Raw genomic sequence first — 19,198 nt, 5'->3', positions numbered from 1 at the left:
AGTTTACTCGTAGCGCAAAGCGTCGATCGGCTGCATCTTGGCGGCCCTGTTCGCCGGGTACGCGCCGAAGAAAACGCCGATCGCCATGGAGAAGAGCAGCGAGAACAGCACTGCACTCAGCGGTGGCCACGCGATAGGGCCGTATTCCCCGCCGCCGACCATGCCGATGAAGCCGCTGCTGATAGTGCCGATAATGCCGCCCAGCACCACACCGATAATGCCGCCCAAAAGGCAGACCATGACAGCTTCGACGATGAATTGGGTGCGGATGTCACGGCGTGTTGCGCCGAGCGCCTTACGCACGCCGATTTCGCGGGTGCGCTCGGTGACGGTAATGAGCATGACGTTCATGACACCAATTCCACCGACGAGCAAGGAGATGCCGGCAATGGAAGCGATCACGGCGCTGATCGCGCCGAAGACCTTGGTGAAGGAGGCGAGCTCCGCCTGCATATCGAGGACTTCAGCCTGCGCGGTCTCACTCTTGGAGTACCAGCGGTCCACGTAGTTCTGCAGCTCGTCGCGGAACGCGGTCGAGTCCTCGTCGCCCTTGGCCTGCACGAGGAATCCGTCTGTGCCCTCGATCGGCTCCGAGATGCGGTCGATGGAGCTCAACGGGACGAAGGCTTGACCGGTGGCAGTCTCTTGGCCGAAGTTGCTGGCGTCCTTCTCTTTTGCCTCGGCCACACCGATGATAGTGTACACGCCGGTGGATTCGACGTTCAGGTCGATGCGCTTGCCCAGGGCGGCGGAGCTATCGCCGTCAAAGAAGGCGTCGACAAGCTCTTGCGAAACCACCGCGACCGGGCGCTGGCTGTCGATGTCCTGCTGCTCGATGGCGCGGCCGAATGCTACCTCGACATTGCGCACGTCCATGGAATCGCCCAAAACGGGCGCGATGTCGACAGCGGCATCCTTGTCCTCGTACGTCGCATCGCCGCCGTAGGTGTCCTGAATGTCCACGCCGACGATGCGGTCGCCGAAGTGCTGCTTCAGCTCGTCCAGCTGATCGAGGGTGACTTGGTCGGACTCGTCCGTGATGGGAGGGTTGAACCCGCCCGCGTTCTCGTCGCTGCCCTCCTCCTCATCCGGCTTTTCCGTGATGAACACAGCGTACTTCGACGCACCGATGTCCTCGAGACCGCTCGTCACACTGTTTTGCAAGCCGCGACCGAGAGTCATGATGATCACCACGGCCATGATTCCGATGATGATGCCCAAAAGTGTGAGGATCGAACGCATCTTGTTCGTCCGCAGGCTGCCTAACGCTAGATTGACTGATTCACGAAATTCCATGGTTTAGGCTGCACCTCCCGCACGCACATCGATGACGCGGCCGTCCTTCATCTCGACGATCCGGCTCGTTTCTTGAGCCAGATCCGGGTTGTGGGTGATGAACACGATGGCCTTGCCGTACTCCTGGTTGAGACGGTGAAACAGGTCCATGACCATGCGCCCGGTCTCGGAGTCGAGAGCACCCGTCGGTTCGTCGGCAAGCAGCAGATCCGGGTCGTTGGCGAGGCTGCGCGCGATGGCCACGCGCTGCTTCTGCCCGCCGGACAGCTCGTTCGGCGCGTGCGTGAGACGGTCGCCCATGCCCACGATGTCCAGCAAGTCAGCCGCGCGCTCTTCGCGCTCGCGCTTGCCGACGCCCGCGTACATCATCGGCATAGCCACGTTTTGCAGCGCGTTGATGCGGCCGACGAGATTGAAGTTCTGGAAAATGAAGCCGATGTTTTGCGAACGGTACGCGGCGAGCTCGTTATCCACTTTCTGGAAGACGTCCTCGCCGTTGAACGCGTACCCGCCGTGGGTTGGCTTATCCAGCATCCCGATCAGGTTCATCAGGGTGGACTTTCCGCAACCGGACGGCCCGACAATGGACACGAACTCTCCGTGCTCGGTGTCGAAGTCGATGCCGTGCAGAACCGTCAGCTCAGTGTCTTTGCCTTCGTTGTAAGTTTTGACGATCCCGCGCATGAAGATCAGCTTGTCGGGATCGATTTTGACCATGGCCGGCTGTTCGCCGCCGTTGATGGCAGTGCTCACAGGGCTACTCTCCCCTTACTTATCCGACTCATTCGAAGCGCCGGACTTCTCAGCTTTATCGTCCTTACCGGCCTTGTCGTCCTTCGAAGCCTTCTCGGTCTTCTCGTCCTTGTTGCCCTTACCGGAGGGGTCGAAGTTTTCGTCGGAGATCGAGATGGTCTCCCCCACCCGGTCCCGGAAATCATCCGGCCACGCGATGACAACGTCGCCCTCTTTGAGTTCGCCGCTGGTGACAGCGATATCGGTGTCGTTCTTCACACCGGTTGTCACCGTGCGTTCTTCGATCGTGCCCTCGGTGGCGTCCTTATTCTCGCGGCTCAGGACAAGCACCTTGTTCTCGTCGTACACAGCATCACGCGGAATGCTCAGGTGGCCGCGGTCTTCCTCGGTGATGATTTCCACGCGGGCGGAACCGCCCAAGCGCAGGCCCTTGGTGTCGCCGGTGGCCTCAATCTCCACCGGGAAGATCACGCCGGTGTCCTTCTTGCTGTTGCCTTGTCCGCCGCCCTGCATGGCGCGTGCAGCCGCGGCCGCACCCATACCCGCACCCTCGTCCGCACCATCCGCCATTGGGGCGATGCGGCGCACCTTGCCCTCAAACTTCTTATCGCCTGTGATCGGGGTCGTGAAAGTGACTCGGTTGCCTTCCTTCACGTCAGCAACATCGGTCTCACGCACCGATGCCTTGATCAGGTAGCGCGAAGTGTCGGAGATAGTCATCAGCGCGCCACCCGCAGGCGAACCTTCTTCAGCCTCAATCTTGGTCACAACCCCGTTGATCGGAGACGTGATTTCTCGCTCCTGCATCTGGTACTCGAGCATGCTGGTGTCTGCCCCGCCGCCCTGAGCCATTGCTTCCTGTTGAGCCAGTGCCTGCTGCTGAGCCATTTCCTCTTGCTGGGCGAGGGCCTGCTGCTGCGCCATTGCTTCTTGTTGCGCCATGGCATCAGCAGCGCCCGTCGGCATTCCGACGCCAACGTCACCGGCCATCTCAGCCTGCTGCTGGAAGGCTTGCTGCGCTTCCTGCGCACCTTGGGCACGGCCCTGTGCGTGCGCCTCGTTCAACGCTTGCTCAATCTGCTCGCGCGACGGGCCCTGCGGGGCGGGAGCGGGCGCGGGCGCAGGCTGCGGGGCAGGAGCCTTACCCGGGAGAATTCGCTTGAGGCAATCCTCGATTGTGCTGCTGGCGTCCGCCACGACCTTCTTCAGGTCGCTGGCGGCGGTCATGTGCACCGGTTCACCTGTCAGCCCTTGGCTCATCAATTGCTGGTTTGCCTGGCGCTGCACATCGAGTTCCCGCTCAATCGACGAGGTGTCCATGGTGACCAGCAGCTGCCCCTGCTTCACCTTGTCCCCGACACCAACGTGCACTTTTTCCACTGGCACGGTCAGTGTCGTCGAGATACCGGCCTGGCGGATGGGGGCAACCGTACCGTCGACGATGATGCTGTTGACCACGTCTTCCTTGGCCACCACATCGTATTCACCCGCATTGAGGGAATTGCCGTTGTCGCTGCCACCGTCACCCCCGATACCGCACGCCGTTGCAAAGAACAGGGTCGAAGCTACAGCGAGCGATGCCCCGGTTTTACGGATAGCTGACACGTCTCATCTCCTCATTCAGGACCGAAAAATAACCGTCCATGACCTTACACCGTTCCCATGACCTTACACCGTTCATAGGCCGGGCCGATAGGGCGACTATCGGGGTAAGACCTCGACCTGACGCACGCCGAATGCTCCCCAGACAGCATCCGGCGGAAGCGTCTCGGCGGCGGCTATCAGCGGGTCCTGCGCAACCACGCGCAGGACATCCCCAGTGTCGCGCACAACCGCACCGGCGATCCGGTCACCTGCCGCGAAGCGGAATTGTTCTGATCGGTCGCGGCTTGCTTTAGGCTCACCTACCGGCTGTGCAGCGGAACCGTCAGGAATGACAGCACTGACACGGTTGATAGAACCCAGCGCCTCGGATGCTTGCGCAGAACTGAGAACGCCGGTGAATGTCAGCAGAGCGTAGACCGGCACCTCTGCTGGGGCGGCCGCAAGAGAGTCAGTGGCGCGGGCAGCGTAGTCGTTGAAGTCCTCCCCGGTCTCCTGCCCCAGTTGATCGCCACGCGGAACGGGCTCGAATGCTGTAGCGGCGCCGAGCCACGAGATACCAGCGGCGAGAACACCCGTGAGAACGGCCACGGCAATGATCACCACCCCGGCAGTGACTTCGCGTCGGCTCATCCGCGCAACGTGTCCACGGCCTGCTGCAAGTCCTCCGGGTACGGGGAAGAGACTTCCATCCACTTTCCGGTTCCCGGGTGGGTGAAGCCGAGAGTTGTGGCGTGCAGCCACTGGCGCTTCAACCCCAGGCGCTTGGTCAGGTTCGGGTCTGAACCGTACATCGGATCACCGACGCACGGATGGCCGACCGAGGACATGTGCACACGGATCTGGTGGGTGCGGCCGGTTTCCAAGTGCACCTCGAGCAGGCTCGCCTCCCGGAATGCCTCAACCACCTCGTAGTGGGTGACGGAATGGCGTCCGTCCTGGGTCACCGCGAATTTCCAGCCGGAGGACGGGTGGCGGCCGATCGGCGCATCGATTGTGCCCACGATCGGGTCGGGCAGCCCCTGCACCACCGCGTTATAGGTCTTTTCCACTGTGCGCTCCTTGAATGCGCGCTTGAGCACTGAATAACCCGGGATGGAATTAGCCACCACCATGACACCGGAAGTGCCGACGTCGAGACGCTGGACAATGCCCTTACGCTCCGGCGGGCCGGCGTCCGGCAGCTGGAAGCCCATGGCCACCAAACCGCCGACTACGGTGGGACCTTCCCAGCCGAGAGTCGGGTGGGCAGCCACTCCGACCGGCTTGTCCACGACGATGACATCCTCGTCGTCGTACAGGATGTCCAAGCCCTCCACCGGTTCCTCTGTGGGCATGGGCACCGTCTTGGGCTCGGGCAGCGTCACCTCGAGGGTCTGCCCCGGTGTGAGGCGGGTGGATTTGGGGGCGACGGTGCCGTCGATAAGCACCTCGAGCTCAGCTGCGACAGACCGCGAGATACCAAAGACCTTGGCCACAGCGGCATCGACGCGCATGCCGTCGAGCCCCTCTGGAACTGTGATCGACCTGTATCCGCTGATCATTGCTTGCCCTCGTCCGGTACGGCAGTTCCGTCGTCGATGTTGGAAAACAGAGCAATGACGAACACGGCCACGCCGATATTGATGGCCACATCCGCCAGGTTGAACACCGCGAAATCACCCACGGAAATGTAATCCACCACGTGACCGAACCAGAAGCCCGGCGGGCGGAAGAGCCGGTCGATGAGGTTACCCAGCGCGCCGCCGGCGATGAGCGCAAGGCCGACAGCCTCCCAGCGGTGGCTGATACGGGGCGCGGCAATGAGCGTGCCCACAACGAACGCCATCTGGATGGCGGTGATCAACCACGTGAGGTTCTGCCCCATGGAAAACGCCGCACCCGAATTGAACACCAGCAGCCAGCGGAACCAGTCGCCGAACACCGGCACAGCTTCGCCTGGATTGAGCGTGGACACCATGATCTGCTTGACCACTTGGTCCACGATCCCCACGGCCACCATCACTCCTACGATCAATGCCACGTAGGGGCGGCGGGCAGGGCGACCGGGACCCGCAGGCTCGCCGTGTCCGCCGGACCCGTGAGATCCGTGAGAGATAGTGGTGCTCATCGTGGCCTTACTGTAGTCGGTCCGGCGTGCGGTAGGTTCAATGTGTGAGCTTTAGGCATTTCCCAGCGTTTTATGCACCACCGGCACCCCGAAAATCTCGGGCAGCTTCGGCCCGGACCGCCCTCGCCGTCGCATGCGCGGCGAGTCTCGCTGGAACACTCGCCGCATGCTCCCAGCAGGATTCGGACCCGCTGGAAGGAATTCCGGCTTTCGATGTCGACCCGGGCCAGGTAACACTGGTCGAAGACGGCGAGGGCGAGAAGTCAGTCCTGACCTACGCCACTGACGGTGCGCAGCAGAACACTGGCGTCGAGGTAGCTACCGGGGTGTTCCAGGGTGCCGTCGCTTCAGACAAGGTCAATCCGGAAGCGCCGGAGGCCAGCGACGTGGACGAGCAGACACTGCAGCTAGAGGCCACCAGCACCGGCGAGACCACCGATGTGATTGCAGAGGGATTCCGCATGCGCTGGACGGCGGATCCGTCCGGCCAGATCAGCGACGTGAAACTTCTCCCCGCCGAGGAGAGCAGCGACGAGGACCGCGAACGGCTCGAACGCGCGCTGCTACAGATTCTGTCCACGATGCCTGTCTTCCCGCGCGAAGCCGTGGGCGAAGGCGCGTCGTGGACAGCGTCGGCGCGCACGACGGGCCAGACATCCATGCGCCGCACGACCACGTACACCGTGACCAAGATCGAGGGATCGACGGTCACCCTGAACCTCGATATCGCGGAGGAGCCGACGGAGAAAGAGCTCGACCTCGGCACCGCCCCAGGCGCAGCTCGCGAGAAGCTCACTGCGGAGAGCGCACGCACGTCCTCCCAGGCGGAGATCACTGTCGACCTCGCCCAGCCCATCCCGGTGAGCGGCCAGAATTCCGCGACAACGCGCGTGGTGTACTCCGGCCCCAACCAAGACTTCAAGGTGGTCCAGGACGTGACCACCGCGACGAGATACGGAAAATAACGCACCATGCCTGCCCCGCTGCACATCGGACTCGACGGAATCTCCTTCACCTACCCCGACGGGCACCGCGTGCTCACGGACATCTCGTTCGCCGTCCCATCCGGTTCCGTCACCGGCCTGATCGGCGAGAACGGTGCGGGCAAGTCCACGCTGCTGGGCGTCATTTCCGGGGACCTCACGCCGACGTCCGGAACCCTTGTCACCCCGCCCGTCAACGGCTTCATCGCCCAGGAGACGTCGCTGCCGTTCACCGAGCCGGCACGCATGCTTATCGACGGCGCCGTGGACGAGCTCCGCGGCGTCGAGCGCGCCATCGCCGATCTCTCCGGCCGGATGGCTGAGGACCCGGAGAATTCCCGCCTGGCCGATGACTTCGACCTCGCCCTGGCCCGCGCAGAGAATTCAGGGGTGTGGGAGCTCGACGCACGCATCGCCACCGTTCTCGCCGGCCTCGGCCTTGCCAATGTGGATCTGTCCACTCCGCTTGGCGAAATGTCCGGCGGGCAGCGCCGCCGCTTTGCTCTGGCCACTCTCCTGCTCCGCCCGGTGGACGCGATGGTGCTGGATGAGCCGACGAACCACCTCGACGACGAAGCCGTGGACTTCCTCGTCGGTGAACTCGAGTCCTTCAGTGGGCCTGTGCTGGCCGCCTCCCACGACCGCTATTTCCTCGACGCGGTGTGCGACGGTCTCATAGACCTCGACCCGGGCCTGGGTGCGGAAGGTGGTATGGGCGAAGAGACACGCCAGGGTGCCCGTTTCACCGGCTCCTTCAGCGATTACCTCCGCGCCCGCGAGCAGCGCCGGCAGCGCTGGGCCTCCGACTACGCCGCCCAAGAGCACGAGCGCGAGCGGCTGGAGAAAGCCGCCGAGCAATCCGCGGACGAGATTTTCCACTCGCAGGAAAACAAGACGGAGACTCGTGCCGCTGCGAAGTTCTACGCCGACCGCGCCGCGAAGACGGTGGGCAACCGCCGCCGCGCGGCGGAGAACCGGCTGGAGGCTCTCGAACGCAACCAGATCCCCGCTCCACCGAAACCGCTGCGGTTCGTGGGCATCCCCGAGCACACCGCCACCTCGCTGGGGGTGCCCGCCGTGATCGCCCGCGACCTCGCGGTCCCGGACCGGCTGGCGCCACTGAACCTCAAGGTCCAGCCCGGCGAGCAGCTGCTGGTGGAGGGCCCGAACGGCTCCGGCAAGTCGACGTTGTTGAAGATCATCGACGGGGAGCTCACCGACTATTCAGGCGAGATCATCATGCCGGAAGAAATGACTGTTGCGCGTTTGGAGCAGGATGATTCCTGGACCGATCTTTCGGTCACTGGCGCGGAACTCGTGACCGGCATTGTGGACATGGGGTTGATGACTCCGGAACAGGCCGCGAAACCACTAGCGGACTTGTCTTTGGGCCAGCGCCGCCGCGTGTCTCTGGGCATGATTCTGTCGTCCCCACCCGACCTGCTGCTTCTGGATGAGCCCACCAACCACCTCTCCCTCGCCCTCGCGGAGGAGCTCGAGGCTGCTCTGGTGGATTTCCCCGGCACCGTGATTATGACTAGCCACGACCGGTGGATTCGCCGCCGGTGGCGCCAGCGCATCGCCCAGAAAGACGGACGCGCCACACTACTCACCCTGTCCACATTGTGGACTGATGAGGTGTGGCGCGAAGAAGACTAAGGAGTCTTACAGAGCCGATGCCTGAGCACCACCCTGTGCCGGTGCCTGAGCACCCTGACCGCCTGCTGGAGCAGCCCCCTGGCCGCCCTGCGCCGGAGCTTCAGCGCCCGGGACCGGGGTGGCCGCGCCGCCCTGCGCCGGAGCCTGAGCGCCCTGGCCCGGAGCCTGTGCGTCAGCTCCGCTCGGGGCGTTGCACATTGCCGGGACCTGGTCCGGAGTCACGGTGTTGGTGATCAGCGTGCAGGCCCAGGACTGGGACAGCTTCCACGTGTTGTCCTCGAAAATGAACGAGACGTTCTCGGCCACAGACGGACCCTGGTTCGGCTGCGTGAAGTTCACGGCGGCGAGAACCTCGTTCGGGGTATAACCAGGCAGGATCGGCTCGACAACCTGGAAGTCGGCACCGGACTCCTGCTTGGCCTGCGTCATCACGTCGAAAAGCTCGCGTGCGTTCTCGCCGCCCTGAACCGTCTTCACACGCTCTTCCATCGGCAGCTGCGAGTTCGTGGCGCGCGCCAGGACTTCGTTGAGTTGTGCAGCGGTCGGCTTCTCGGCGACCGGCGCAGCCTGCTCGGAAGCGGTGCTCGTTTCGGTTGCCGTCTTCGTCTCAGTCTCGGTCTCGTCGTTCGAGCACGCCGCGAGCGACACCGCGGCGCCGAACGCAGCCGCGAGGGCCGCGAATTTCCGTGCTGTGGTCGGTGCGTTCATATATCTCTCCTTGATTTCCGCTAACTGGCTCAACGTTACCGGGTTGCTAGTGCTGTACCAATCGGCACGCCTAATCTGATGATCATGAACGCTTCAGAAATCGCTCTGGTGGCCACCGGCGGAACGATCGCGTGCGAGGCCGATGCGACCGGCGCGCTGGTTCCCCGCCGCACCGCCGCGGAACTCATTGAATCCGCGGGGGTGGACGTTCCCTGCCGCCCGGTTGACGTGCGCGCCGTGGATTCGTCGTCGATGACCCTGGCGGATGTTGATGCCTTGATCGCCGTGGTGCACGAGCAGCTTGCGGACCCGTCCGTCGCGGGTGTCGTGGTCACCCACGGAACCGACTCTCTAGCGGAGACGGCGTTCGCCCTCGACCTCTTCCATTCCGATCCCCGGCCGGTCGTGGTCACGGGTGCGCAGCGCGCCGCCGATGCGGAAGAGCCCGATGGGCCCGGTAACGTGCGCGCGGCGATGGAGCACATCGTCTCCGGCGGCGATTTGAGCAAGGGTGTCGTCGTCGCGTTCGGCGGGCAGATTCACCCGGCGCGGGGTCTGGTCAAAGCCGACACGCACGCCCTCGACGCGTTCCGCCCCACGGTGGGCAACGGCGCGGTCGCCCCCGTCCGCCCTGACCCGATCGCCCCCGTGGCTCTGGCCGGTGCCACTATCCCGGTCGTGGCTGCATGGGCGGGCGCGGACGGTTCCATCGTCGACGCTGTCGCCGCCTTGAAGCCCGACGGCATTGTCGTCGAAGGATTGGGCTCCGGCAACGTGTCGGACGAGATGGGCCAGGCGCTCCACCGCGCGATCGATGCTGGGATCCCCGTGGTAATCACCACCGTCGTTCCGGGCGGAAAAGTCGAATTCGCTTACGGCGGTGCCGGCGGCGGCGCCACCTTGGGCAGCCGCGGCGCCATCCCCGGCGGGTGGCTGCGCGCGGGACAAGCGCGCATCGCTCTGGCCGCCGCTGTCTCTGCCGGCGTGGACCCGCGGACACTTATCGGCGGCTAAGACGCCACACCACTGCGCAAGCGAGGACCACAGCGCTGCCGAGAATCAACCACAGGCTGACCGGCATCTGTCCGCCGTTTTCCTCCGCCATCATCTCAGCGGAATCCGCAACGGCATCAGATTCGGAGCCTGCACTGTCACCCGCGACAGTCTTTTCAATCCACTCCGCCTGGTCCGCCACCGGGGAGACTGCCACCTTCGGGTTGCTCAGCAGGTCTTCTTCGGAGGGGTTGTCCGGATCGTCGAAAAGACCCGCGGACATCACGGCCGACACCTTTCCGTAGGCGAAAATCGGGCCGCCGGAATCGCCGCCCTGGATACGCGCGCCGTTCTTGAGGGAGACGACGGCGGCCGAAGGGGCGCCGAAAAGCGCTGGGGCGTCAGCCCCTGCGGAGGTGTCCGCGTCGCCCGTGGCTACGGGGAGTTTCTCGACTCCGCCGGTGCCCTCCGAGGACCAGCCGTAGACGGTCACCTCTCCATTCTTCAGGTCTTCATGGGAGATCTCCGCGTAGTGGTCGAGCTGCATATCGTCGACGGTGTGCACCAAGCCAATGTCGCCGCGCGGGGCTTTCTCCCAGCGGTCCACCTTGTGCATGCGCTGATACTCGCCCTGGCCGGTGCGGACGGTACCGCCGGGTTTGTTGAACATCTCCATGCAGTGGCGCGCCGTGACCACCCAGTGCGGGGCGATCGCTGTGCCGGTGCAGCTGCCGTCATCGGGTTCGAGATCCTCCATGCGCAGGGAGACGACAGTATCGGCTTCCGGGTTCGAGCCAGCCATGTCGCTACTGTCCAGCGCAAACGCGGGAGCCGGCGCGACCAGCAAGGCTGCCAGTGCGATTGCGGGGATCCGAGTGAGTTTCATGATTCTCCTTCTTTCAGGGGTCTACGAGGTTGTAGTGGGAGTCTTTGTTGCAGCCGCTGCCGCGGCCGCCTCCGTGGTCCGGTCGATGCACCAGCGCACGGCAGCTTCCATCGGGCCGCGACGGAACACAGCCGACCAGGCGACTGCGAACACCGCCGACAACACGACGCTGACGGGGAAGTTCAGCCACTGCGCGGTGAGGATGTGCAGGCAGTAGATGGTCAGCGACATTGATCCGAGGGGCTGGAGCACGTACGAGCGCGGGATGAGGCTGCATAGCCCCAACACCGCGAGCGACATCCCGACGGAGCCCGCGATGTCCAGCACGCCACCGGTGTGCCCGTTGGGTTCCAGCCATGCGAACGGGACGACGTAATTCATGCGCACCACCACGATCACCGCGGCGACGACCGCACCGGCAATGGCTGCGGACGCGGTGGCGGCATGGGTGCGCAGCACCGCTTCTTCCGCCACCATTCCGGCCACCATCAGCGCCGCCCACATGACCAGCGGGTACGGCGGGCCGAACAGGGACCACGGTTTGAGCCCGTACTGGTAGATCAGCCCGGAGGCGGCCGTCAACACCATGAACAGAGCGAGCTTCGCCCGCACGTCCCAGTGCGTGATCCATCCGAGCGCGATCATGGACATGCCAATAGGGAGCAGGACGACACTGATGTCGCCGGCGAACGGCACGAGCGCCCTGTGGAGCACGATCAGCAGCACGCCGCGCACGGTGAACTGGAGCGGCCCGGCAGTGCGGCTCATGAGCATCATGGACACCCCGGCTAGCACCGCGAACAGCGCCGCGGGAAACCCGTACAGCAACTGCCCCGCCACGCCGAGGGTGTTCGCGCCCGTCGTGGTCAGGTGCGCGGCCATCATCGCAATGAGCGCGACAGCCCGGCACACGTCGATTCCTACAATCCGTTTTGGCATGCTCCGCACGCTATTCAGGGCGATGTTGCGAGGGCGTTAAGATCAGCAACCATGACCGCGCGCGTACTCATCGTCGAAGACGAGAAGTTCCTCGCCGACGCGATTTCCACCGCGTTGAGCAGGGAGGACTTTCGCACGCACGCGCTTTACGACGGCACGTCCGCCCTGTCCCACCTCACCTCCCACGCCGGCAATGTGGACGTGGTGGTGCTCGACCGCGACCTGCCCGGCGTGCACGGCGACGAGATCTGCGCCCGGATCGTGGCCGACTACCCGCACATCCGGGTGCTCATGCTCACCGCCGCCGGAACCCTTGACGACCGTTTGAGCGGCTTCGAACTCGGCGCCGACGATTACCTGCCTAAGCCTTTCGAGCTCCCCGAGCTCATCGCCCGCGTCTCGGCTCTGGCACGCCGTTCCTCACCGCAGCGCAATTCGGTTCTCGTCTGCGGCGACGTGCGCGTAGACGTCAACCGCAAACGCGTCATGCGCGGCGAGACCGAAATCCGCCTCTCCCCGAAAGAATTCGCTGTCCTACAGGTTCTGTTGGAGGCCGGCGGCGCCGTGATCTCCGCCGAGGAACTCCTGGAGGAGGCGTGGGACGCCAACGCCGATCCCTTCACCAATTCGCCCCGCGTGACCATCTCGTATTTGCGCCGAAAGTTGGGTGAGCCGTGGATCATCCACACCCGCCCTGGCGAGGGATATTTCGCGGCTGACCCAGCGGAGTTGAGCTCGTGAAAGCCGCGATGAGTCTCCGCGCGCGGATCACGCTGCTGTTCGTGCTCACCGTCGCCGGGGTCGGTGGCATTCTCATTGCGGTGATGTACGCCTACCTCAAACTCACCCCCGTGCCGTTTGAGGCGGTGTTCCCCGACGAAGCGGCGATCAGCGGCGCCGTTCCCGTCACGGACGACATCCTCCGCGTGGTGCTCACGGTCTCTTTGACCACGCTGGCTGTCCTCACCGTGCTCGCCGGCGCGATCGGCTGGTTCGTCGCCGGATGGGTGCTCACTCCCCTCTCCGGCATCGCGCAGTCCGCCCGTGATGTCACCGCCGGCGACTTGAGCCAGCGCACCGGGTACACCGGCGCCGCCGACGAGGTCGGGGATTTGGCCAACGCCCTCGACACCATGCTGGACTCCCTGGCAGCATCAATTGCCAGCCAGCAGCGGTTCTCCGCCAACGCCTCGCACGAACTGAAGACACCGATCGCCACCATCCAGACGGTCGCCGATGTGGCGCTCGCGCCGAACGCCACCTCCGCCGAGATGAGCGAAGCCCTCTCCCAGATCCGGACGGTGAACAGCCGCAGCGCCGAAACAGTCGCCGCTCTGCTCGACCTCGCACGCGCCCAGACACCGGCGATGTCCTCCTTCGACATAACTTCGGTCTGCCCCGGCGTGCACCCCACACCGGTCATGGTCACCGGCGATCCGGTGCTCATCCGACAGGCCGTAGACAATCTCGTCCGCAACGCGGAGATTCACGGTGCGGACGGCTCGACCCAGGTGAAGCTGCTCGAGGGCGACGGCGCGGTCACCGTCGAGGTCTCTAACGACGGTCCGATCATGTCGGCGGAACAGCTCAACGAACTCAAAGAGCCCTTCGCCCGCGGCGCCGCTCGCGTCACGGGTCCGGGACATGGGCTGGGCCTCGCTCTTGTGGACGCCATCGCCTCCTCCCACCACGGCCAGCTCCACTTGGAACCGAAGCCCGGCGGAGGGGTCATCGCGCGCCTCAGTCTCCCTCGCTCTCCTCTCCCACAGGCGTCTCTACCTCCAACGGGGCCGCAGCCGCGGTAGACGGTTCCCAGTCCTCCCACGCCAGCGATGCAACGGGGTCAGCGGGCTGCAGCTCGGGATCGTCGGCACGCAAATTCTTTACGGGGCCCGGCCCGCTTGCGCGGGTCTCAAACCGGACGGTGACGAACCCGTGGCCGGCACCTTGAATCCAGCCGTGGCCGAACTCAGTGTGGTGGACGTCCTGCGTGGCTGTCCACGCCCGAGTCCCTGCAGGAATGACGGGAAGCACCTCCCCCTCCTGCGGCTCGGGCAGGTTCGCGCGGTCCAACTCCGGGAACAGCACCTCCTGCATGACTGTTTCAAGTCCGGAGAACCCCACGCCGACGAGGCGGATCGGCCCCAATTCGTCTGGGTAGCGGGCAATCCGGAACGCCGCGGCCGTGAGCGTGTCCAAGTCATCGGTGGCGTACGTCAACGTGCTGGAGCGCGACTCGATGTGGAAATCAGCCATCTTGAGTTTGACGGTGACGGTGCGGGCACCTCGGCCGTCGATAAGCAGGCGTTTGTGCGCTCCCTCCGCTGCGCGCTTGATGGCGGCTTCCACCTCTCCTTTTGTGGTGAGGTCGCGCGGATACGTGTGTTCGGCGGAAATCTGCTTCGATTCCGCTCGGGGCGCGACCTCGCGTTCGTCGATGCCGCGAGCGAGCGTCCACAGCTGTTTGGCCACCACCCCGCCGAGCGCGACCTCCACCTCGCGCTCGCTCATGGCCGCGAAATCGCCGATGGTCTCCACACCGATGCCCGTGAGCTTCGCGGCCGTGACGGGACCGACTCCCCACAGCTCGCCCACGGGCAGCGGGTGGAGAATCTCCGTCTGTTTGTCCCGCGGAATGATGAACGTGCCGTCTGGCTTAGCCAGGCCGGAACCGATCTTCGCGTACTGCTTGCCGGTGCCCGCGCCGATGGAGCTGGGCAACCCGGTCTCCTGGCGAATCTCCTCGCGCAGTTCGTTCGCCCATGACTCCACGTCCTCGGGCGATGCCCCCGCCAACTCCCGCGGCTCGAGAAAAGCCTCGTCGATGGAGAGCTGCTCCACAACGTCCACGCGGCGGCTAATGATCTCGAACACCCGGCGCGATGCCGTGGTGTACACCGGCCGCCGCGGTGAGACCAGCACTGCTTTCGGCCCGACGAGCTGAACCGCGCGGTAGGTCGGCATCGCCGAGTGCGCGCCGTATGTCCGCGCCTCGTAGCTGGCGCCGGCGACCACTCCGCGGCCTGTCACCCCGGCGACGAGCACCGGGCGCCCCTTCAACGTGGGACGGGTCAGCTGCTCGCAGGACGCGTAGAACGCGTCCATGTCGATGTGCAGCACCCAGCGAGTCATAGCCACTCCAGCGTAGGCCGATGCCGCGACTGAACCCAGCTAAGGGCCGCGCCTTGGTCTCCTCGAACCCAATGCGCCCGTAGCAATCGGTGCTACGCTCAAGGCATGACGGACATCGTTAGCCAAAGGGAGTTGCGCAACGAAAGTGCCCGAATCATGCGTGAGCTGGATGCGGGGCGGAGTTTCGTTGTGACACGTAACGCTCAGCCCATCGGAGAACTTCGACCATTGCGCCGCTCCCGTTTTGCCCGCAAGCAGGATGTCCTTGATGCTTTCCGGGGAGCGCCGAAAATCGATTCTCAACAATTCCGGATCGACGTAGACGCGTACCTCAACCAGGGGGTTGAGGTACGCGTATGACCGGGGATTACTGGACACGTCCGTAGTCCTGGATCTGGGCGAAATCGATCCTGATGTGTTGCCCGACGAATTCGCTATCTCCAGCATCACCTTGGCCGAGCTTGCCGCTGGTCCCTCAGCCACCTCCGACAATATGGAGCGGGCAAGAAGAACATCGCAACTCCAACGCATCGAGTCTTTGTTTGAGTGCATTCCCTTCGATGCACGAGCCGCCCGAGCGTACGGATTGATTTATGCCTCGATCGTCGAATCCGGGCGTTCACCGCGACGCCGTCTTGCTGACCTGTTGATTGCTAGTTGTGCGCTTGCAGAAGACCTACGGCTATTTACTCGAAACCCAGAGGACTTCAAAGGAATCGAAGACCTCGTACGGATTGTGGCTGTGTAGAAACACCCCGCTGCCCTGCCTCATCCACAAAACTATCCCAGGATGCCTGTTCACAAGGTGGCTGTAGCGGCCGGAAATTTCGTGACCTTGTGAATAGGAACCCTGGGATAGGTGTCTAGCTAGGGCAGGTGGGGCTAGCCGTTCTTGGCCACCTCAGCGGTGACGCCGTCAAGGACCTGGTGGCCGTTGGCGTCGGCTTCGGCGTCGGTGGTGACGGTGAACGACGTGGCCAGGGTCTCGGCGGCGATGTGGTCGGCGTGACGGTTCGCCCACTCCTCCTTGTCCTCCGGGACATGGAGGGTGACGCTGATGCGGTCGGTGACTTCGAAGCCCTCATTCTTGCGGGCATCCTGCAGGCCGCGGATCACGTCGGCTGCCCAACCCTCCGCCTCGAGCTCCTCGGTCAGGGTGGTGTCCAGCACGACGAGGCCATCCATGCCCTCCACACGGGCGGTGGAATCCGGATCAGCGGCGACAAGGCGCTCGGTGTACAGGTCCGGGGTGAGCACCAGGTCGCCGTCGACCACGACGTTCTCACCGTCGTGCACGTAGTTGCCGGCCTTGACGTTCTTGATCGCGCGCTGGACGTCCTTGCCCAGCTTCGGCCCGGCGACCTTGGCATTGACGACGACCTCGAAGGTGCCAGCGGAGTCTACGTCGCTGGTCAGTTCCACGTTCTTCACGTTGACCTCGTCGCGGATGACCGACTCGAATGGTGCGAGCGTGTCAGCCTCAGGCAGTGCGACCTTGAGCGCCGGCAGCGGCAGACGGTTGCGCAGCTTCTTCGCCTTACGCAACGAGGATGCCGCCGAACACACGGCGCGGGTGGCGTCCATGGCGGCGACGAGCTCGTCGTCGGCCGGGAACTCTGCGGCCTTCGGGTAGTCAGCCAGGTGCACCGAACGGCCGCCGGTGAGACCGCGCCACATGACCTCGCTGATGAATGGCAGAAGCGGAGCCACGGTACGAGCGAGCACCTCCAACACCGTGTAAAGGGTGTTGAACGCCTCCGGGTGCTGCTCCTGGCCCGCCCAGAAACGGTCGCGGGAGCGGCGGACGTACCAGTTGGTCAGGGTGTCGGCGAAGAGACGGACCTCTTCGCACGCGCCGGAGATGTCCGTCGCCTCGAGCGCCGCGCTGGTGCGCTCGACGGTGTCGTGCAATTTAGCCAGGATGTACCGGTCAAGAACGTTGTCGGAGCTGGTGTCCCAGGTGGCCTCGCGGTCCGCGTACAGCTGCAGGAATGAGTAGGCGTTCCAGATAGGCAGGATCGCCTGGCGCACACCGTCGCGGATGCCCTGCTCGGTGACGATCAGGTTACCTCCGCGGAGGATCGGGCTGGACATGAGGAACCAGCGCATGGCGTCGGAGCCGTCACGGTCGAAGACCTCGTTGACATTCGGGTAGTTTCCCTTGGACTTGGACATCTTCTGCCCATCGGAACCCAGAACAATGCCATGGGCGACGACCTGATTGAAGGCGACACGGTCGAACAAAGCGGTTGAAAGCACGTGCTGGACATAGAACCAGCCGCGGGTCTGGCCGGAGTACTCGACAATGAAGTCGGCCGGCTGGCGGGTCTCAAACTCGTCGTTGTTCTCGAACGGGTAGTGGTACTGGGCGAACGGCATCGAGCCGGACTCGAACCAGCAGTCCAGAACGTCCGGAACGCGGCGCATGGTGGACTTGCCGGTCGGGTCGTCCGGGTTGGGGCGGGTCAGCTCATCGATGTACGGGCGGTGCAGCGATTCGGGGCGAACGCCGAAGTCTGCTTCCAGCTCGTCGAGGGAGCCGTAGACATCCACGCGCGGGTACTCCGGGTTGTCGGACACCCACGCCGGCACCGGGGAGCCCCAGTAGCGGGTGCGGGAGATATTCCAGTCGCGCGCGCCTTCGAGCCATTTGCCGAACTGGCCGTCGCGGATGTGACCCGGGATCCACTCGATCTCCTGGTTCAGCTCCACCATCCGGTCACGGACGTCCACGACCTTCACAAACCACGCGGGCAGCGCCATGTAGATAAGCGGCTCACCGGAGCGCCAGGAGTGCGGGTAGGAGTGGACGATGGTCTGGTCGCGGACAACACGGCCCTTTGCGCGCAGGTCGCGGATGATGTCGCGGTTGGCATCGAAGACGAGCTTGCCCTCGTAATCCGGAACGAGGGAGGTGAACTTGCCGTCGGCGTCGACCGGGATGACCAAGTCGATGTCGTACTTCTGGCAGGTGAGCATATCGTCCTCACCGAAAGCAGGAGCCTGGTGGACGACACCGGTGCCGTCCTCGGTGGTGACGTAGTCGGCGAGCAGCACCTGGAAGGAATTCGGCTGGTCGGCGAAGTACTCGAAGAGCGGCTCGTAAGTGATGCCCTCCAGATCCGCACCCCGGTAGGTGGCCAGCACCTCCGGGTTCTCACCCAGCTCCTTGGCGTAGGACGTGATCAGGTCGGTGGCCAAAACTAGCTTGGTGCCGGCGAATTCCGGTACCGAGGTGTCCTCACCCACGCGGACGAGCGAGTACTCCACCTCCGGGCCCACAGCCAGAGCCTGGTTCGACGGAGTGGTCCAGGGGGTGGTGGTCCAGGCGATAAAGGCGGCGTCGACAAGCTCGTCGTGCCCCTTGGTGTCCTTGATGGGGAACGTGACGGTGACCGTCGGGTCCTGGCGCTCCTTGTACGCGTCGTCGAGGCGCGTCTCCTGGTTCGACAACGGCGTGTGCTCGGCCCAGGAGTACGGCAGAACGCGGAAGCCCTGATAGATGAGGCCCTTGTCGTAGAGCTCCTTGAACGCCCACATGACGGACTCCATGTACTCGAGGTCCATCGTCTTGTAGCCGTTCTCGAAATCGACCCAGCGCGCCTGGCGGGTGACGTAGTTCTCCCACTCGTCGGCGTAGTGCATCACCGAGGTGCCGCAGTACTCGTTGAATTTGGCCAGGCCCATGTCCTCGATCTGGGACTTGTCAGTGATGCCCAGCTGCTTCTCCGCCTCGAGCTCCGCCGGCAGGCCGTGGCAGTCCCAGCCGAAGACGCGGGGCACGCGGTACCCGGTCATGGTGCGGAAGCGTGGGACGATGTCCTTCACGTAGCCGGTGAGCAGGTGGCCGTAGTGCGGCAGGCCGTTAGCGAACGGCGGGCCGTCGTTGAAGACGTATTCCTCGCAGCCCTCGCGGTTGTCCAAGCTGGCCTGGAAGGTGCCGTCCTCATTCCAGAAATCCAGGACAATGCGCTCCATGTCGGGGAATTTCGACGATCCCCCGGTCATGTCCACCTTCGGGTAGACGTGCCCGACACCTTGCTGATTGTCTGCCATGTTTCCTCCGCGCACATCGTTGTGCGGGGACGCAGATCGTCTGCGCGGTACCACCCCGCTTGGGATCCACCAGGTGAATCC

18 protein-coding genes are annotated in these 19,198 nt (G+C 64.3%); 7 read left to right on the top strand and 11 right to left on the bottom strand.

Translation table 11 applies throughout. The features are described 5' to 3' along the window. Nucleotides 1-3 precede the first annotated feature (3 nt). The 6 genes from CZ338_RS08625 to lspA form a co-directional block, all read right to left on the bottom strand. Entirely contained in the window at nucleotides 4-1,296 is a 1,293-nt protein-coding gene (locus CZ338_RS08625) for an ABC transporter permease (RefSeq protein ID WP_087117825.1), read from the bottom strand. A gap of 3 nt (nucleotides 1,297-1,299) precedes the next feature. Beyond that, entirely contained in the window at nucleotides 1,300-2,013 is a 714-nt protein-coding gene (locus tag CZ338_RS08620; RefSeq protein ID WP_087118216.1) for an ABC transporter ATP-binding protein, read from the bottom strand. 51 nt (nucleotides 2,014-2,064) lie between these two features. Next, nucleotides 2,065-3,654, bottom strand: a complete 1,590-nt coding sequence (locus tag CZ338_RS08615; RefSeq protein WP_087117824.1) for an efflux RND transporter periplasmic adaptor subunit — start codon at nucleotides 3,652-3,654, stop codon at nucleotides 2,065-2,067. A 96-nt stretch (nucleotides 3,655-3,750) separates the two neighbouring features. Beyond that, on the bottom strand, nucleotides 3,751-4,284 hold the full coding sequence (locus CZ338_RS08610; protein WP_087117823.1) for a hypothetical protein: 534 nt from the start codon (nucleotides 4,282-4,284) through the stop codon (nucleotides 3,751-3,753). Further along, nucleotides 4,281-5,195 (bottom strand): RluA family pseudouridine synthase, encoded by a 915-nt coding sequence (locus tag CZ338_RS08605; RefSeq protein ID WP_407919373.1) that lies wholly within the window; start codon nucleotides 5,193-5,195, stop codon nucleotides 4,281-4,283. Before CZ338_RS08605 ends, CZ338_RS08610 begins: the two co-directional genes overlap by 4 nt. Then, on the bottom strand, nucleotides 5,192-5,761 hold the full coding sequence (gene lspA / locus CZ338_RS08600; RefSeq protein WP_087117822.1) for a signal peptidase II: 570 nt from the start codon (nucleotides 5,759-5,761) through the stop codon (nucleotides 5,192-5,194). The genes CZ338_RS08605 and lspA overlap by 4 nt, the downstream gene beginning before the upstream one ends. Before the next feature lie 44 nt (nucleotides 5,762-5,805). On the opposite strand from lspA, the gene CZ338_RS08595 reads away from it, so the two are divergent. Next, on the top strand, nucleotides 5,806-6,726 hold the full coding sequence (locus CZ338_RS08595; RefSeq protein ID WP_087117821.1) for a hypothetical protein: 921 nt from the start codon (nucleotides 5,806-5,808) through the stop codon (nucleotides 6,724-6,726). A gap of 6 nt (nucleotides 6,727-6,732) precedes the next feature. Further along, a complete protein-coding gene (locus CZ338_RS08590) occupies nucleotides 6,733-8,403 on the top strand; it encodes an ABC-F family ATP-binding cassette domain-containing protein (protein ID WP_087117820.1) in 1,671 nt (556 codons plus the stop codon). A gap of 6 nt (nucleotides 8,404-8,409) precedes the next feature. Here CZ338_RS08590 and CZ338_RS08585 read toward each other — a convergent pair whose 3' ends face one another. Further along, nucleotides 8,410-9,111 (bottom strand): hypothetical protein, encoded by a 702-nt coding sequence (locus CZ338_RS08585; RefSeq protein ID WP_087117819.1) that lies wholly within the window; start codon nucleotides 9,109-9,111, stop codon nucleotides 8,410-8,412. Nucleotides 9,112-9,195: 84 nt separating this feature from the next. Here CZ338_RS08585 and CZ338_RS08580 point away from each other — a divergent pair, with 84 nt between their 5' ends. After that, entirely contained in the window at nucleotides 9,196-10,125 is a 930-nt protein-coding gene (locus CZ338_RS08580) for an asparaginase (protein ID WP_087118214.1), read from the top strand. Here the strand turns inward: CZ338_RS08580 and CZ338_RS08575 are convergent. Both CZ338_RS08575 and CZ338_RS08570 read right to left on the bottom strand, forming a co-directional pair. After that, the gene (locus CZ338_RS08575; protein ID WP_087117818.1) at nucleotides 10,112-10,990 is read right to left on the bottom strand and encodes a trypsin-like serine protease; all 879 of its coding nucleotides are present in this window, start codon (nucleotides 10,988-10,990) and stop codon (nucleotides 10,112-10,114) included. The genes CZ338_RS08580 and CZ338_RS08575 overlap by 14 nt on opposite strands. A gap of 21 nt (nucleotides 10,991-11,011) precedes the next feature. Next, nucleotides 11,012-11,929 (bottom strand): DUF418 domain-containing protein, encoded by a 918-nt coding sequence (locus CZ338_RS08570; protein ID WP_143341290.1) that lies wholly within the window; start codon nucleotides 11,927-11,929, stop codon nucleotides 11,012-11,014. A 51-nt stretch (nucleotides 11,930-11,980) separates the two neighbouring features. Between CZ338_RS08570 and CZ338_RS08565 the strand changes: the two genes are divergently transcribed. Further along, the gene (locus tag CZ338_RS08565; RefSeq protein WP_087117816.1) at nucleotides 11,981-12,670 is read left to right on the top strand and encodes a response regulator transcription factor; all 690 of its coding nucleotides are present in this window, start codon (nucleotides 11,981-11,983) and stop codon (nucleotides 12,668-12,670) included. Nucleotides 12,671-12,678: 8 nt separating this feature from the next. Beyond that, entirely contained in the window at nucleotides 12,679-13,734 is a 1,056-nt protein-coding gene (locus CZ338_RS08560) for a sensor histidine kinase (RefSeq protein ID WP_087118213.1), read from the top strand. Here CZ338_RS08560 and CZ338_RS08555 read toward each other — a convergent pair. Then, on the bottom strand, nucleotides 13,670-15,061 hold the full coding sequence (locus tag CZ338_RS08555; protein ID WP_087117815.1) for a DNA polymerase IV: 1,392 nt from the start codon (nucleotides 15,059-15,061) through the stop codon (nucleotides 13,670-13,672). The genes CZ338_RS08560 and CZ338_RS08555 overlap by 65 nt on opposite strands. Before the next feature lie 105 nt (nucleotides 15,062-15,166). On the opposite strand from CZ338_RS08555, the gene CZ338_RS08550 reads away from it, so the two are divergent. Continuing rightward, the gene (locus CZ338_RS08550; protein ID WP_087117814.1) at nucleotides 15,167-15,421 is read left to right on the top strand and encodes a type II toxin-antitoxin system Phd/YefM family antitoxin; all 255 of its coding nucleotides are present in this window, start codon (nucleotides 15,167-15,169) and stop codon (nucleotides 15,419-15,421) included. Continuing rightward, the gene (locus CZ338_RS08545) at nucleotides 15,405-15,809 is read left to right on the top strand and encodes a type II toxin-antitoxin system VapC family toxin (RefSeq protein WP_087117813.1); all 405 of its coding nucleotides are present in this window, start codon (nucleotides 15,405-15,407) and stop codon (nucleotides 15,807-15,809) included. The genes CZ338_RS08550 and CZ338_RS08545 overlap by 17 nt, the downstream gene beginning before the upstream one ends. A gap of 134 nt (nucleotides 15,810-15,943) precedes the next feature. On the opposite strand, the gene ileS is transcribed toward CZ338_RS08545, so the two are convergent. Then, nucleotides 15,944-19,117: an isoleucine--tRNA ligase gene (gene ileS, locus CZ338_RS08540; protein ID WP_087117812.1), complete on the bottom strand. Its 3,174-nt coding sequence runs from the start codon at nucleotides 19,115-19,117 to the stop codon at nucleotides 15,944-15,946. Nucleotides 19,118-19,198: the final 81 nt, after the last annotated feature.

It is taken from the genome of Corynebacterium urinipleomorphum, assembly GCF_900155535.1.
Taxonomy (GTDB): Bacteria; Actinomycetota; Actinomycetes; order Mycobacteriales; family Mycobacteriaceae; genus Corynebacterium; species Corynebacterium urinipleomorphum.
This window is presented reverse-complemented; position numbering and strand designations above follow the sequence as displayed.

What these genes read in the sequence shown, in the direction of transcription:
- CZ338_RS08625 (WP_087117825.1), bottom strand. Translation starts at nt 1,296, where the DNA reads ATGGAATTTCGTGAATCAGTCAATCTAGCGTTAGGCAGCCTGCGGACG.
- CZ338_RS08620 (WP_087118216.1), bottom strand. Translation starts at nt 2,013, where the DNA reads ATGGTCAAAATCGATCCCGACAAGCTGATCTTCATGCGCGGGATCGTC.
- CZ338_RS08610 (WP_087117823.1), bottom strand. Translation starts at nt 4,284, where the DNA reads ATGAGCCGACGCGAAGTCACTGCCGGGGTGGTGATCATTGCCGTGGCC.
- CZ338_RS08605 (WP_407919373.1), bottom strand. Translation starts at nt 5,195, where the DNA reads ATGATCAGCGGATACAGGTCGATCACAGTTCCAGAGGGGCTCGACGGC.
- lspA (WP_087117822.1), bottom strand. Translation starts at nt 5,761, where the DNA reads ATGAGCACCACTATCTCTCACGGATCTCACGGGTCCGGCGGACACGGC.
- CZ338_RS08590 (WP_087117820.1), top strand. Translation starts at nt 6,733, where the DNA reads ATGCCTGCCCCGCTGCACATCGGACTCGACGGAATCTCCTTCACCTAC.
- CZ338_RS08585 (WP_087117819.1), bottom strand. Translation starts at nt 9,111, where the DNA reads ATGAACGCACCGACCACAGCACGGAAATTCGCGGCCCTCGCGGCTGCG.
- CZ338_RS08580 (WP_087118214.1), top strand. Translation starts at nt 9,196, where the DNA reads ATGAACGCTTCAGAAATCGCTCTGGTGGCCACCGGCGGAACGATCGCG.
- CZ338_RS08575 (WP_087117818.1), bottom strand. Translation starts at nt 10,990, where the DNA reads ATGAAACTCACTCGGATCCCCGCAATCGCACTGGCAGCCTTGCTGGTC.
- CZ338_RS08570 (WP_143341290.1), bottom strand. Translation starts at nt 11,929, where the DNA reads ATGCCAAAACGGATTGTAGGAATCGACGTGTGCCGGGCTGTCGCGCTC.
- CZ338_RS08565 (WP_087117816.1), top strand. Translation starts at nt 11,981, where the DNA reads ATGACCGCGCGCGTACTCATCGTCGAAGACGAGAAGTTCCTCGCCGAC.
- CZ338_RS08560 (WP_087118213.1), top strand. Translation starts at nt 12,679, where the DNA reads ATGAGTCTCCGCGCGCGGATCACGCTGCTGTTCGTGCTCACCGTCGCC.
- CZ338_RS08555 (WP_087117815.1), bottom strand. Translation starts at nt 15,061, where the DNA reads ATGACTCGCTGGGTGCTGCACATCGACATGGACGCGTTCTACGCGTCC.
- CZ338_RS08550 (WP_087117814.1), top strand. Translation starts at nt 15,167, where the DNA reads ATGACGGACATCGTTAGCCAAAGGGAGTTGCGCAACGAAAGTGCCCGA.
- ileS (WP_087117812.1), bottom strand. Translation starts at nt 19,117, where the DNA reads ATGGCAGACAATCAGCAAGGTGTCGGGCACGTCTACCCGAAGGTGGAC.